Source organism: Allobosea sp. FG18 (assembly GCF_057809495.1).
The window spans coordinates 146653-161787 of the sequence record NZ_JBMDKB010000006.1 but is presented as its reverse complement, the minus strand read 5'-3'; the positions used below and the strand labels follow the sequence as shown (position 1 = coordinate 161787).

Sequence of the window (15135 nt, the reverse complement as noted above, 5' to 3'; positions counted from 1 at the left end):
TGCGCTCCGAATGCATTAGCCAGCAGCCGTTCGGGCATGCCATCCTGCCGGTATCCAGGGAGCGCTCCGACGCTCCGGTTCGGCGGAGCCCGGTGTGTCAGACGACCAGAACGCCCTCTACGAGGCGGTTGAACCCTACGAGTCCCTGCGCCTGCCGGTCGGCGACGGACATGAGCTTCATGTCGATCTCAGCGGCAATCCCGACGGTATCCCCGTGGTGTTCCTGCATGGCGGGCCCGGCGGCGGCACCAAGCCCGCGCAGCGCAAGACCTTCGACCCGTCCGCCTTCCGGATCGTCACCTTCGACCAGCGCGGGGCAGGGCGCTCCAGCCCTCTGGCGGAACTCGCCGGCAATACCACGCAGGCGCTGATCGCCGATCTCGAGCGCATCCGCGAACATCTCGGCATCGACCGTTGGCTGGTCACGGGCGGCTCCTGGGGGAGCTGCCTCGGCCTTGCCTATGGACAGGCCCATCCCGAGCGCTGCCTCGGCTTCCGCCTGCACGGCATCTTCATGGCCGAGCGTGCCGAGATCGACTGGTGGTTCCACGGCTCGCGCACGATCTTCCCGGACCATTGGGAGACCTTCGCCAATTTCGTGCCGGAGGCGGAGCGCGGCGACCTGCTCGCCGCCTATTACCGCCGGCTTACCGGCCCCGATCGCGAGCAGCAGCTCGCGGCTGCGGTCGCCTTGCGCACCTTCTCGGGGAACACGCAGACCTTCCTGCCCGATGCCGAGCATGTCGCGGCCCTGACTGAGCCGGATGCCGCGCTCGCGCTGGCCCGCATCTTCACGCATTACTGCGTCAACGGCGCCTTTCTCCAGCCCGGCCAGTTGCTGCGCGACGTCTCGCGCATCCGGCATCTGCCTGCCGAGATCGTGCAGGGGCGCTACGACATCGTGACGCCGATGTGCACGGCCTGGCGCCTGAAGACGGCCTGGCCCGAGGCGCGCTTCACCATCGTGACCGAGGCCAACCACGCTGCGACGCCGAACGCGCCGGCCCTGTCGTTCGCCCTGCGCGACGCGACCGATCGCCTGCGTGATTCCATGCCGGCCCTCGCGGCCTGAAGGAACCATCATGTACGAAGCCGCCAGCCAGATTCGTCTGGGCATCGAGCCATATCTCGAAATCCGCAGTGCCAAGAACCCGGCGGTCGCGCCGGATGGCGAGCTCCTCGCCTATCTCAGCGACGAGAGCGGCACGCACCAGATCTGGCTCCGGCCGCTCGCCGGCGGTGCGCCCTGGCGCCTGACCGACATGCCGGAGCCGGTCGGCGCGATCGCCTTCAACCCGAAGAATCGCGACCTGCTCTTCACGATGGATTGCGGCGGCGACGAGCGGCATCAGCTCTGGCTCGTGCCGGGCGCCTCCGGCGTGCCGCAGCCGCTGACCGATGATCCGACCGTGGTCCATGTCTGGGGCTGCTGGGCGCCGGACGGACAGCGCATCGCCTTCGCATCGAACGCACGCGACCGCGAGCATATGGACATCTATGTGATGGACATGGCGACGCGGGCGGCGCGGCGCGTGTTCGAGGGCAATGGCTATCGTGAGGCGGTGGCCTTCTTCCCGGACGGGTGCTCGCTGCTGGTCGCCGATGCCACCCATGCGATGAACGATCAGGACCTCTACCGGCTCGATCTCGAAAGCGGGGCGCGCGAAGCTCTGCTGCCGCATGAGGGCCGGGCCCGCTATGCCGCGAACCGGATGAAGAAGGATGGCAGCGGCTTCTTCTCGATCACCGACCAGGGCCGCGAGTTTCTGAGCGTCGCCTTCCGCTCGGCGACTGACGGCACGCTGAGCTGGATCGTCGCGCGCGACGGACAGGATATCGAGGCGGTGGCGCTGGCGCCGGACCAGAACCGCCTCGCCTATGTCGCGAATGATCGTGGCTGGAACCGCGTCTTCGTGCGCGATATCGCCGGCGGAGCCGAGTTCGAGGTCGAAGGGTTTCCGGCCGGCTCGGTCGGGTCCGTCGCCTGGCTGCCGGATGGTTCCGGGCTTGTCTTCCCGCTCGACGGCTCGACTTCGTCGCCGGATATCTGGCGTTTCGACATCGCCTCGAAGCAGGTGAAGCGCCTGACCGATGCCTCGAAGGCCGGGCTCGATCAGTCCAGCTTCGTCGAGCCGACGGTCGCGAGCACCAAGAGCTTCGACGGGCTCGAAGTGCCGTTCTTCGTCTACCGGCCGCGCGGCAAGGCGCCGGAAGGTGGCTATCCGGCGGTGGTCGTGGTGCATGGCGGGCCGGAGGCGCAGTGGACCCCGATCTTCCGGGCCGACCTGCAGTTCTTCCTGAGCCAGGGCATCATGGTGATTGCGCCGAACGTGCGCGGCTCGACCGGCTATGGCCGCAGCTATCACCATCTCGACGACAAGCATCTGCGTATGGACAGCGTCGCCGATCTCAAGGCGGTCAGGCTCTGGCTGCGCGAGCAATCCGACGTGAATGACGATCGCGTCGCGGTCTATGGCCGCTCCTATGGCGGCTTCATGGTGCTGGCGGCGCTGACCGAGCAGCCGGAGCTGTGGAAGGTCGGGATCGAGTTCTACGGCATTGCCAATTTCCTGACGCTGCTGGAGACGACCGGGCCGTGGCGGCGCTATCTGCGCGCGGTGGAATATGGCGATCCGGTCGCCGACCGCGAGAATCTGATCCGCTTCTCGCCGATCCACAAGCTCGACCAGATCCGCGTGCCGCTCTTCATCGCGCAGGGCTTCGACGATCCCCGCGTGCCACCGGGCGAAAGCGAGATGGTCTATTCGGTGCTGCGCGGCCTCGGTCGCCCGGTCGAATATGTCCGCATCCCGCATGAGGGCCATGGCTTCGCCCGGATCGAGAACCGGCGCACCGTCTTCGGCGGCGTGGCCCGTTTCCTGCGAGAGCATCTCTGAGCGCCCGCGGCATCTGAAAGGACGCAAACCATGCAGAATTCCGAGATCATCTGGGAGCTGGTCGACGCGAAGCGGCAGCCTTTCGAGGCGCTGAGCGACCGCGTCTGGGGCATGCCCGAGATCGCCTATACCGAATATGGCTCGGTCGCCGAGCATATCGCCATGCTCAAGGAGCAGGGCTTCCGCATCACCGAGAACGTCGCGGGCATTCCGACCGCGGTGATGGGGGAGGCGGGCGAGGGCGGCCCGGTCATCGCCATCCTCGGCGAGTACGATGCGCTGCCGGGTCTGAGCCAGGAAGCCAATATCGCCGAGCCGAAGCCGGTCGAGGCCGGCGGCCACGGCCATGGCTGCGGCCACAACATGCTGGGTTCGGCCGCGCTGCTGGCGGCGACCGCGGTGAAGGACTGGCTCGCCAAGACCGGCCGGTCGGGGCGCGTGCGCTATTTCGGCTGCCCGGCGGAAGAGGGTGGCGCGGCCAAGGCCTTCATGGTGCGGGCCGGCGCCTTCGACGATGTCGATGTCGCCATCAGCTGGCACCCGGCCTCGATGACCAAGGTCGACGATGCGCTGTCGCTCGCGAACACGCGGATGGATTTCCAGTTCACCGGCCGCGCCTCGCATGCCGCGGCCGCGCCGCATCTCGGCCGCTCGGCGCTCGATGCGGTCGAGCTGATGAATGTCGGCGTCAACTACATGCGCGAGCATGCGCCGTCCGACGCGCGCATCCACTATGCCTATCTCGATGCTGGCGGCATCGCGCCGAACGTCGTGCAGGCCTCGGCCAAGGTGCGCTACGCCATCCGGGCGCGCGACCTCGCCGGCATGCTGGAACTCAACGAGCGCGTGAAGAAGATCGCCGAGGGCGCGGCGCTGATGACCGAGACCACGGTCTCGATCTCGATCATGAGCGCGGTCTCCAACATGCTCGGCAACACGCCGCTGGAAGACGCGATGTTCAAGAACATCGATCGCCTCGGCCCCGTGCCGTTCGACGCGGCCGACAAGGCCTATGCGGCGAAGATCCAGGCTACGCTCGGCCCGGCCGACATCCTCAACGACTATCGCCGCACCGGCATCGCGCCGCGCGAGGATACGCCGCTCTGCGATTTCGTCGTGCCGCAGGGCACGCGCGGCGTGCCGATGATCGGCTCGACCGATGTCGCCGATGTCAGCTGGAAGGTGCCGACCATCCAGGCCAGGGTCGCGACCCATGCCATCGGTACGCCCGGCCATTCCTGGCAGATCACGGCGCAGGGCAAGGCCCCGGCCGCGCATAAGGGCATGGTCCATGCCGCCAAGATCATGGCAGCCACCGCGGTCGACGTGATCAGCGACGAGACGCTGCTGGCGCGGGCCAAGAAGGACCACCAGGAACGGGTGACACAGACGCCTTATGTCTGCCCGATCCCGGCCGATGTGAAGCCGCCGATCAAGCCGCGACCTCAGGCCGCCTGAACAACCTCGCCAGGAGCAGCATTTGCGGTTGCTCCCGGCTACCGACGCGTTTTCAATCAAACAACAAACCAAAGAGCGGGACAGAAATCATGGCCAACCAGAACCACGACACCGGAACCAAGCGACGCCTCGTCGGGAGCAAGCTTCTCTCGGCCGCTGCGGCTGCCGCCCTTTGCGCGGGTGCGGGAGCCGCCATTGCCGCCACGCCGAAGAACGCGCTGGTGATGGCCTGGAACATCGACGCGATCAGCACCTTCGACCCCGCCCAGGTCGGCGAGGTCGTCACCAACGAGATCCTGCAGAACACCTGCGACACGCTGGTCGATTTCGATCAGACCGACGAGCGCAAGGTCGTGCCGAGCTTCGCCTCGCGCTGGGACGTCTCGCCGGATCGCAAGGAGATCACCTTCCACCTGCAGAAGGGCGCCAAATTCCCGTCCGGCAATCCCGTCACCGCCGAGGACGTCGCCTGGTCGATGCACCGCGTCGTCAAGCTGAACTTCGGCAACGCCGCGACGCTGACCGAGTATGGCTTCACCAAGGACAATGTCGAACAGACCATCGTCGCGGGCAATGACACGCTCACGCTCAAGCTGGACAAGCCCTATCCGACGACGCTGGTGCTGCAGGCGATCGGCGCCAACCGGGTCTCCATGATCATGGACAAGAAGACCCTGATGGCGAACGAGCAGGGTAGCGATCTCGGCAACAAGTACCTCGCGACCCGCACGGCCTGCGTCGGTCCCTACAAGCTGACGCGCTGGAATGCCGGCGAGTCGATCGTGCTGGAGGCCAATGACGGCTATTGGGGCAAGGCACCGGCGCTGAAGCGCGTGCTGATCCGCCACGTTGCCGAGCCCGGCACGCAGCGTCTGCTGCTCAGCCAGGGCGATGTCGACGTGGCGCGCGACCTGACGCCGGAGGACCTGCGGGACCTCGAAGGCTCGAAGGACATCGCGATCGAGAAGGTCCTGCGGCCGCAATTGTTCTACTGGGGCTTCAACGTCGCGGACGGTCCGTTCTCCAAGGAGAAGGTGCGCCTCGCGATGCGCTACCTGATCGACTATGACACCCTCGGCAAGACGGTCATGACCCATCTCGGCGTGCCGCGCGCCAGCTTCGCCCAGCTTGGCGCCGTCGGTGCGCTGGACGCGAAGGAGGGGCAGCCCTTCAAGCTCGATCTCGACAAGGCCAAGCAGCTCCTGACCGAAGCCGGCTATCCCAACGGCTTCGAGGCGAGCGTGCTGTTCGGCACGCTGCCGCATGCCAACCCGATCGCCCAGAGCGTCCAGCAGAACGCGGCCAAGATCGGCGTCAAGCTCTCGCTCGAGCGCATGGCCAATGCCCAGCTCTTCAGCAAGGTGCGCGGGCGTGAGTACCAGTCGGCGATGCTCGCCTGGCAGACCGGCGTGCCGGATGCCCATGGCAATGCCTCGCGCCTCGTCTTCAACCCCGACAACCGGCTGGAAGCCAAGCAGACCCAGTATCCGAGCTGGCGCGCGGCCTATCAGGACCTCGAACTGAACAAGCAGATCGACGCGGCCCTGCTGGAGCCCGATACGGCCAAGCGCGACGCGCTCTACGCCACGATCCAGAAGGAAGTGATGGCCAAGGGACCGATGGCCTTCATGTTCCAGATGAACAGCGTCGCCGGCGTGCGCAAGGACCTGAAGTCGTGGACCTGGAACGGCTTCCGGACCTATTACGAGCGCGCCGCCAAGTAAGGCCACCTGCAAGCAAGGCCATCTGAATGTCCCGGACCGCCACCGCGGCGCCCGGCCTGAGCTCCGATCCAGGACGGACAATCCTTCCGTCCTGGCTCAAGGCCTCGGGTCGAACGCTCGTCTCCTTCGCCGTCACCCTGCTCGGGCTGGCGGCGTTGACCTTCTTCATCGGCCGCCTGCTGCCGCTGGATCCCGTCGTCGCCGTGCTCGGCGACAACGTGACCCAGGAAGCCTATCAGGCGATGTACAAGCAGCTCGGCCTCGACCAGCCGCTCTACGTCCAGTTCGGCCGCTATCTCTGGGGCGTGCTGCATCTCGATTTCGGGATGGCGCTGACCACCGGCAAGCCGGTAATGACGGATATCGCCCGCGTCTTCCCGGCGACGATCGAGCTCGCCAGCGTGGCGATCGTGATCGGGACGAGCTTCGGCATTCCGCTCGGCGTGCTCTCGGCGATGTATCGCGGCTCCTGGCTCGACCAGATCGTCCGGGTCGTCGGGTTGATCGGCTATTCCGCGCCGAATTTCTGGCTCGGCCTGATGGGGCTGGTGCTGTTCTACGCGACGTTGGGTTGGGTCGGCGGACCGGGCCGCATCGACTTCACCTATGAGTTCGACCTCGAACCCGTCACCGGCTTCCTGCTGATCGACAGCCTGCTCGCCGGCAACTGGGAGATGTTCGGCAATGCCGTGTCGCACATCATCCTGCCGGCCTCGATCCTGGCTTTCAGCTCGCTCGCCTATATCAGCCGCATGACCCGCAGCTTCATGATGGAGCAGCTCAGTCAGGAATACGTGGTGACGGCGCGCGTGAAGGGCCTGTCCTGGGCGCGCACCGTCTGGGGCCATGCCTTCCGCAACATCGCCGTGCAGGTGGTGACGGTGGTGGCGCTGTCCTACGCCTTCCTGCTCGAAGGCGCGGTGCTGACCGAAACTGTCTTCGCCTGGCCCGGCTTCGGCCGCTATCTGACCAATGCGCTGCTCGCAGGCGACATGAACGCCGTTGTCGGCTGCACGCTTCTGGTCGGCGTCATCTTCGTCACGCTCAACCTGTTGTGCGACCTGCTCTACCGGGTCTTCGACCCGCGGACCCGCTGAGGCATGGCCATGACACCACACTCCATCGACCAGGCCGGCGGGCGTGGCCTCAAGGCCTGGCTCGCCGCGCCCGTCCCGTCCTCGCCCTTCCAGGCGCGGATGCAGCAATTGTCGCTGAAATGGTGGCGCCTGCGGGCCAATCCCGCCGCCATGTTCGGCCTCGCCATCATCGTGGTGATCGCGCTGACGGCGCTGTTCGCGCCGCTGGTCGCGACGCATGACATCTACGCGCAGGACCTGACGAACCGTTTGCAACGGCCCTCGGCCGCGCATTGGTTCGGGACCGACGAACTTGGCCGCGATATCTTCAGCCGGCTGGTCTTCGGCGCCCGGATCACGCTCTACATCGCCATGCTGACGGCGGTGATCGCGGCGCCGCTCGGGCTGATCGTCGGCACCACCTCCGGCTATCTCGGCGGCTGGGTCGATACCGTGCTGATGCGCATCGTCGACATCTTCCTGGCCTTCCCCAGCCTGGTGCTGGCGCTCGCCTTCGTCGCGGCCCTGGGACCCAGCATCGACCATGCGATCATCGCAATTGCGCTCGCCGCCTGGCCGCCGATCGCGCGTCTGGCGCGGGCCGAGACGCTGTCGATCCGCAAGTCCGACTATATCGCTGCGGTTCGCCTGCAGGGCGCGTCGCCGCTCAGGATCATCCTCGGCCATGTCGTGCCGATGTGCATTCCCTCCGTCGTGGTGCGCATCACCCTCAGCATGGCGTCGATCATCCTGACGGCGGCCGGCCTCGGCTTCCTGGGCTTAGGCGCCCAGCCGCCGAGCCCGGAATGGGGCGCGATGCTGGCTTCGGGTCGCGAGTTCATCCTGACCAATGGCTGGATCGCCGGCATTCCCGGCCTCGCCATCCTGATCACCAGCCTGGCCTTCAACCTGTTCGGCGACGGCCTGCGCGATATCCTGGATCCGCGTCATGGATAAGCCGCTGCTCGAGGTCGAGGACCTCTCCGTCACCTTCAAGGGCGCGCATCGCTCGGTGCAGGCGGTGCGCGGCATCTCCTTCAGCGTCGGCCGCGAGAAGGTCGGCATCGTCGGAGAATCCGGTTCGGGCAAGTCTCTGACCGGTCGCACGATCCTGAAGCTGACGCCGAAGGCCGCGACAATCTCCGCCAAGAAGCTGTCCTTCGACGGGATCGATCTGCTCGCCGCCAGCGAGCGCCAGATGCGGACGATCCGCGGCAACCGCATCTCGATGATCCTGCAGGACCCGAAATTCTCGCTGAACCCACTGATGCGGGTCGGCGAGCAGATCACCGAGGCCTACCGCCTGCACCACAAGGTCGGCGGCAAGGAGGCCGAGGCGCGTGCGCTCGCCATGCTGGAGGCCGTGAAGATCCGCGACCCCGCGCGCGTCTTCAAGCTCTTTCCGCACGAGGTCTCGGGCGGCATGGGCCAGCGCATCATGATCGCGATGATGCTGATCCCGGAGCCGGACCTGATCATCGCGGACGAGCCGACCTCGGCGCTGGACGTCACCATCCGGCGGCAGGTGCTGAGCATCCTCGACGAGCTGGTGACGCGGCGCGGCGCCGGGCTGATTTTCATCAGCCACGACCTCAATCTCGTGGCGGATTTCTGCGACCGGGTGCTGGTGATGTATGCCGGCCGGATCATGGAAGACATCCCGGCGCGCGAATTGCGCAATGCGCGCCATCCCTATACCCGCGCGCTGCTCGACAGCCTGCCGCGGCTCGACCGGCAGGCCGACATGCTGCAGGTGCCGAGCCGCGATCCGGCCTGGCTGGACGGGCCGACCTTGCAGAGCGGGAGCCGGACATGAACGCTGCTGATCCGACCATGGCAGCGAACCGCCCGGCCGCCCTCACGGTCAGTCATCTCTCGGTCGCCTTCGGCCGCGGCGCGTCCGCGCTCAAGGCGGTGGACGACGTCTCCTTCACGCTCGGCCATGGCGAAGCCTTCGGCCTGATCGGCGAGTCCGGCTGCGGCAAGTCGACGGTGCTGCGCGCGCTTGCGGGCCTCAACAGCGAGTATGGCGGCACGATCGCCTTCCATGACCGCGAGGTGCCGCACAAGCGCGACAAGGCCTTCTTCCGCCGCGTCCAGATGGTGTTCCAGGACCCTTATGCCTCGCTGCATCCGCGCAAGATGGTGCAGAACGTGCTGGCCGAGCCGCTGAAGATCCACGGCTTCGACCGGCCGCAGGAGCGCATCGACGAGATCCTGACCGCCGTCGGCCTCGGACCGTCCTTCCGCTACCGCTTTCCGCACGAGCTTTCGGGCGGGCAGCGGCAGCGCGTCGCGATTGCGCGCGCGCTGATCATCGAGCCCGAGCTTCTGCTGCTGGACGAGCCGACCTCGGCGCTCGACGTCTCCGTGCAGGCCGAGATCCTCAACCTGCTGAAGCAGCTCCGTCGCGATCGTGACCTGACCTATCTCATGGTGAGCCATGATCTCGCGGTGGTGACGCATCTGTGCGAGCGCGTCGCGATGATGAGCGAGGGCCGCATCCTCGAGCAGATGAGCGCCGAGGACGTTCGGGCCGGCCGCGCGCATGAACCCTATACGCGCGAATTCCTCGAAGCGAGCGTCGGCTACCGCCCGATCGCGTGAGCGGCCGGGCTTCGGCGGATCAAGACATGGACGGGATAGGTATGACGAGCGAAGCCTTGAATGCGGAGCATTGGCCGGCGAATGGCTGGGAGAGCGTGGCGCCCGAGGCGGCTGGCTGGTCGCGCGAGGGGCTCGACCGGGCCTGGCGCTATGCCGACACTGTCTCGACGGCGACAGTGATGATCGTGCAAGGCGGGCGCGTGGTGGCGAGCCGGGGCGATCTCGCCCATCGCTACCAGTGTCATTCCGTCCGCAAGAGCTTCCTCAGCGCGCTGATCGGTATCCATGAGGAGGAGGGCCGGATCGACCTGTCGCGCACGCTCGCCGATCTCGGCATCGACGACAAGGAGGGGCTGAGCGACCGCGAGAAGGCGGCGACGATCTACGATCTGCTGACGGCGCGCTCCGGTATCTTCCATCCGGCAGGCTATGAATCGCCCTGGATGAAGTCGATCAAGCCGCCGCGCCATTCGCAGCCGCCGGGCGCCTTCTGGCTGTACAACAACTGGGATTTCAATGCGCTGGGCACGATCTTCACGGCGCTGACCGGCGCCGGCATCCATGACGATTTCCTGGCGCGGATCGGCCGTCCGCTCGGCCTGGAGGATTTCCGCCTCGACGGCGAGCGGCGCGACGGCTGGCTGGAGCCGGACGATTGCTCCGTTCACCCCGCCTATCCGTTCCGCATGTCGACGCGGGACCTTGCCCGCTTCGGCCTGATGTTCCTGCGTCAGGGCCGCTGGCAAGATGCGCAGGTCGTGCCGGCCAACTGGGTCGCGACCAGCGTGCTGCCGCTCTCCGATGCCGGCCCGCGCGGCGGCTATGGCTATATGTGGTGGACCGAGCGCTCCGGTGCCGGCTTCCCCGGCGTCGTGCTGCCGGCGGGCAGCTACAGCGCCCAGGGCGTCGGCGGGCAGTATTGCCTCGTCATTCCCTCGCTCGACCTGGTGATCGTCCACCGCGTCAACACCGACATCAAGGGCACGGAGGTGAACCGCTTCGCCTTCGGCCGCCTGCTGCGCCTGATCCTCGAAGCCCGCCAGCCGGGTTGAGGTCCATCAGGCCGGTGTCGAGGCGACGGACTTCCGGTCGTCGGAGGCGGGGCGGCTAGGTCCGTGCCGAGCGAGAGCCGGGCGGGCCATGTCATCCGGGCGCGCCGGCGGGCTGGCCTCCGCTACGGCGGCCCAGAACTGCTCGACGGGAAGGCGGCTCTGCTGCCTTGCCCGATAGAGCCGGATTTCGGCCGAGACGTACCATGAGGTATCGGCAGCGGGCACGAGCTGGCCGCTGCGCAGTTCCTCGACCACCAGGCTCTCCGGCACCCAGGCGACGCCGCGCCCGGCCAGGACCATGGCCTTGAGCCCGACCGACATCGGGTTCTCGTAGACGGTGACCAGCGGCGTCGGCCGCTCGGCGAAGAGCAGGGCGAGCCGGCGCGCGAAGAAGGTCGAGCTGCCATAGCTCAGCAGGCGCACCGGCGTTTCGCCGGAGCGGAAGGCGTGAAGCGGCTCGCCGCTTTCGCCCGGTATCGAGACAGGGATCGCCCGCTCGGTGCCGAGCCGGCGATAGGTGAAAAGCTCGGGGTCGAGCTCCGGCGGCACGGACTCGTGCGCATAGGTCAGCAGGAAATCGCATTCGCCCCGGTCGAGCAGCGCGACATTGCCGTCGAAGGACGAGCGCTGCTCACAGAACCGCGTCTTCAGCGGGCCGAGCGTCTCTTCCATGCGGCGGATCAGGCCGGGGAAATAGGTCAGCGACAGGGTGTTAAGCGTGGCGAAGGTGAGCGTTTCCGCGGCATCCTCGTGCAACTGGCGCAGTTCCTGCCGTGCGCCCTGCACCTGCCGGATGATCTCCTGCGCTCGCGGCAGGAAGGTCCGGCCCGCTTCCGTGAGGCGGATCGGATAGCTGCTGCGGTCGAACAGCGGCGAGCCGAGCCAATCCTCGAGTTGCTTGACCCGGCGGCTCAGGGCCGATTGCGTGATGTTACGCTCACGGGCGGCGCGCGAGAAGCTGAGCGTGGTCGACAGGCTCAGCACGTCTTCCAGCCATTTCAACTCCATCGCCGCTCCTCCGCGCCATGGGCAGGATGGCATGGCCGCTCCGGCCACGCCAGAAGCGGCCGGAGCCCCGAAGATCGCGCTATCGCGCGGCCTCGACCTCGCGCAGGCAGATCTTCAGCCGGTCGAGGATCATCTCGACATCGTCGGCGCCGACCGTCAGAGGCGGGCGGATCTTCAGGATGTTGTCGGCCGGACCCTCACGCCCGACGAGGATGCGCATGTCGCGCAGGCGGTTCATGACATGGGCTGCCGCATCGGTCGCGGGTTCGAGCGTCTCGCGATCCGTGACCAGTTCCAGGCCGAGGAAGAGGCCGATACCGCGCACATCGCCGACGCAAGGATAGTCCTTCGCGAGGTCGCGCATGCCGGCGAGCAGCTTGTCGCCCATCACCTTGGCGTTGGCCGAGAGCCCTTCCTCCTCGACGATGTCGAGCACTTCCGAGGCGATGCGGCAGGAGAGGTTCGAGCCGCCGAAGGTGGAGAAATACTCCGGTCCCTCAGCGAAGCGCTCGGCGATGGCGCGGGTGGTGATGAGCGCGCCGATCGGGTGGCCGTTGCCGAGCGGCTTGCCGAGCACGACGATGTCCGGCCGTACATTCTGCTGCTCGAAGCCGAAGTAATAGTCGCCGAGGCGCCCGAGACCGGTCTGCACCTCGTCGGCGATGCAGATGCCGCCGGCGGCGCGGATGCGCTCGTAGACCGCGGCGAGATAGCCGGGCGGCGGGATGATCTGGCCGCCGACGCTCGGGAAGGTCTCGGCGATGAAGCCCGCGACCTTGCCGCCGCGCTCCGTGATGGCTGCGAGCGCGCCGTCGACCTGCTCAGCGTAATGCAACGCCCGGTCTGCATCGTCGCGGCGGAAGCGGCCGCGATAGTCGTCGGCGACGTCGACGAGCTGAACCCAGGGCTTGCGGCCGCCCATGTTCGGCTTGTTGAACTTGTAGGCGGAGATGTCGATCGCGCCGGTGGTGTTGCCGTGGTAGCCGTGATCGGGCGTGACGATGTCGTAGCCGCCGCTGGCCGCACGGGCGAGGCGCAGGGCCAGCTCGTTCGCCTCCGAGCCGGAATTCACGAAGAAGCAGACTTCCAGCTCTTTCGGCAGTTTTGCCGTCAGGCGCTCGGCCAGCGCCATTGGCGCCGGGTGCAGATAGCGCGTGTTGGAGTTCATCCGCGCGAGCTGGTCCATCGCCACCTTGCGGATGCGCGGATGGGCGTGGCCGACATGCGGCACGTTGTTATAGGCGTCGAGATAGGGTCGGCCCATCGCGTCGAAGAGATGGTGGCGCCAGCCGCGCAGGAATGTGACCGGCTTCTTGTAGCTGAGCTTGAGATTGGCGCCGAAGCGGGCTTTGCGCTCGGCCAGCAGCGCGGCCTCGTCGATCGCCTGATAGGCGACGACGTCGTCGGGCAAGTTGAGCAGGGCGGCAGGGTTCGGGCAGATCGCCTGCCAGAGCGCCCAGTCGTCGGGATCGGCGACACCCGGCCAGTCATGGCCCATGCCGTCCAGTGTCAGCGCGAGCTGGAAATGCAGATGCGGCTCCCAGCCGCCGTTCTCCTCGGCCGGGCCGAGCTTGGCGAAGGCCTCGCCGGCGGCGATCTCCTGACCTTGCTTCAGCTTGGCAGCGCCATCGGCGGCGAGGTGGCCGTAGAGCGTATGGAAGACGTCGCCCGCAGGCGTGCGATGTTCGAGAATGACGACGCCGCCGTAGTCGAGATGACCTTCACGGTTCTCCGCCAGCGCGACCTTGCCGGCGAGAGGTGCGCGGACCGGTTCACCGGCCGGTGCGAAGACATCGACGGCCATATGGATGGTGCGGCGGTTCGAGGCGAGCCAACGGCCCTTGCGGAAGGCCTTGTCGGTATAGACCAGACGCGGCTCGCCGTATTGGCCGAGCCACCACTCGGAGGTGATGCCGAGCGCGGTACCGAGATTGCGGGCCTCGTCGGCGCGTAGCTCGAACGGGTTCTGCGGGATCGTCGCCTCGGCGATGCCGAGCGAGCCGACCGGCAGCCCGTCGAGCGCGCGGCCGAGCACGGGTGCGAAGCTGCCGCGCTGTCCGGCGATCCAGCTCGCGATGCGGCCGGCGGCGTCCGTGACCGGCAGGCCGCAGGCATTCCGCAGGCGCGCGCCCATCAACTCGCCGTCGATGCCGGGGTTTTCGAGGAGCCGCCAGGCCGGGGCCTGCGAGATTGTGACGTAAGGATCGTTCGGGCGGCCCTTGGCCTCGATCGTCGAGTTCACGACGCTGACCGCGAGGCGCATGCGGACAAGCGGCCAGATCAGGCCGATCTCCTCGGCGCTCAGCGGTGAGACGCCGTGATAGCCGGCGACGAAGGCGGCGAGCGCCGTTTCCGGCGTCTCGTGGTCGAGGATGGCATAGGCGGCGGCGATGGCGATCTCGCAGACGCGCGGGCCATTGGTCATGTCGCCGAAATCGATCAGGCCGCTGATGCGGGCGGGCTCGCCGAGGCGCGGCTGGACCAGGATGTTGAAGTCGTTGAGGTCGTTATGGATGGTCTGGCGCGGCAGCTTGTCGAGCGCGGGCTTCAGCGCTTCGAACCCGGCGACGATCTCCGCGACCAGCGTGCGGCGCGAGCCTTCGAGCACGTCGAGATGCGGCTTGATCCAGCTGGCCTCGGTCAGGTCCCATTTTGCGGCGTCCGGAGCGGCGGTGACCTTGAAATCACGGAGCGCAAGATCGAGACGCGCGGTCAGCGCGCCGAGTTCGGCGAGGACGGCGGGCGGCTGCGGCCCGGCTTCGCCCATCGGAATCCCTGAGAAGGCGCGCTGGACCCAGACCATGCGCTGATGGCCCTTGGAATCGGCGACGTTCTGCCAGAAGCGCTTGCCGTCGGCGGGGAGGAGGCGCGGCAGCGGCAGCGCCGGATCGGCGGCAAGGGCGTGACTGATCGCGGCGCATTGCTGGTCGACGAGGGCGGGCTCGCCCTGGGGGCGCATCGCCTTGACGATGACGTCGCCTTCGCTGGTCCGGCCGCGGAAGTTGAGGTCGTATTCTCCGCCGAGCTGCCGCAGCCCGCCAGCAATGCCGAATTGCTCGGCGACCCCACGCAACCAGACATGTTCCATCATCTCTCTCCCGTCGCCGGATCGAATCGACCGGCGCCGTCTTCCATAGCCAGAAAGGCGGCCGGTTGGACCCCGCAAAGTTTGCGGGACGGCGGCTGCCGGGTTGCGTGGGGCGAAGGCGACCTGGATGCTTTTGATAGGCCGCCCCCGCTTGTCATTCCGGGGCGCGCCGAAGGCGCGAGCCTGGAACCCACGACCGGGTGAGACATCCTGTGTTCGGTTGCC

11 protein-coding genes and 1 pseudogene are annotated in these 15135 nt (G+C 67.3%); 10 read left to right on the top strand and 2 right to left on the bottom strand.

The genetic code is table 11. From position 1 onward, the window contains the following. Positions 1-94: 94 nt before the first annotated feature. From pip to ACODTJ_RS09090, 10 genes and pseudogenes are all read left to right on the top strand, one after another. Complete coding sequence (gene pip, locus ACODTJ_RS09135) at positions 95-1072, top strand: prolyl aminopeptidase (RefSeq protein WP_454655395.1); 978 nt, start codon at positions 95-97, stop codon at positions 1070-1072. Between the two features lie 10 nt (positions 1073-1082). Next, positions 1083-2897 carry a S9 family peptidase gene (locus tag ACODTJ_RS09130; protein WP_454655397.1) on the top strand — a complete coding sequence of 605 codons (1815 nt, stop codon included), beginning with the start codon at positions 1083-1085 and terminating at the stop codon, positions 2895-2897. Positions 2898-2927: 30 nt separating this feature from the next. After that, positions 2928-4355, top strand: coding sequence for a M20 family metallopeptidase (locus ACODTJ_RS09125; RefSeq protein ID WP_454655399.1), 1428 nt, complete (start codon positions 2928-2930; stop codon positions 4353-4355). An 89-nt stretch (positions 4356-4444) separates the two neighbouring features. Continuing rightward, entirely contained in the window at positions 4445-6079 is a 1635-nt protein-coding gene (locus ACODTJ_RS09120; protein ID WP_454655400.1) for an ABC transporter substrate-binding protein, read from the top strand. Between the two features lie 26 nt (positions 6080-6105). Next, positions 6106-7176, top strand: a complete 1071-nt coding sequence (locus tag ACODTJ_RS09115; protein WP_454655402.1) for an ABC transporter permease — start codon at positions 6106-6108, stop codon at positions 7174-7176. Between the two features lie 9 nt (positions 7177-7185). Next, positions 7186-8112, top strand: coding sequence for an ABC transporter permease (locus tag ACODTJ_RS09110; protein ID WP_454655404.1), 927 nt, complete (start codon positions 7186-7188; stop codon positions 8110-8112). Between the two features lie 70 nt (positions 8113-8182). Then, positions 8183-8641: pseudogene (locus ACODTJ_RS09105) on the top strand (ATP-binding cassette domain-containing protein); the annotation flags it as partial. Between the two features lie 144 nt (positions 8642-8785). Beyond that, entirely contained in the window at positions 8786-8971 is a 186-nt protein-coding gene (locus ACODTJ_RS09100; protein WP_441473452.1) for an ABC transporter ATP-binding protein, read from the top strand. Beyond that, entirely contained in the window at positions 8968-9762 is a 795-nt protein-coding gene (locus tag ACODTJ_RS09095; RefSeq protein WP_454655405.1) for an ABC transporter ATP-binding protein, read from the top strand. Before ACODTJ_RS09100 ends, ACODTJ_RS09095 begins: the two co-directional genes overlap by 4 nt. Positions 9763-9803: 41 nt before the next feature. Continuing rightward, positions 9804-10814, top strand: coding sequence for a serine hydrolase domain-containing protein (locus ACODTJ_RS09090; RefSeq protein ID WP_454655407.1), 1011 nt, complete (start codon positions 9804-9806; stop codon positions 10812-10814). 6 nt (positions 10815-10820) lie between these two features. On the opposite strand, the gene ACODTJ_RS09085 is transcribed toward ACODTJ_RS09090, so the two are convergent. Then, positions 10821-11822: a LysR family transcriptional regulator gene (locus tag ACODTJ_RS09085; RefSeq protein WP_454655409.1), complete on the bottom strand. Its 1002-nt coding sequence runs from the start codon at positions 11820-11822 to the stop codon at positions 10821-10823. A 79-nt stretch (positions 11823-11901) separates the two neighbouring features. Further along, positions 11902-14910: an aminotransferase class III-fold pyridoxal phosphate-dependent enzyme gene (locus tag ACODTJ_RS09080; RefSeq protein ID WP_454655411.1), complete on the bottom strand. Its 3009-nt coding sequence runs from the start codon at positions 14908-14910 to the stop codon at positions 11902-11904. Positions 14911-15135 lie beyond the last annotated feature (225 nt).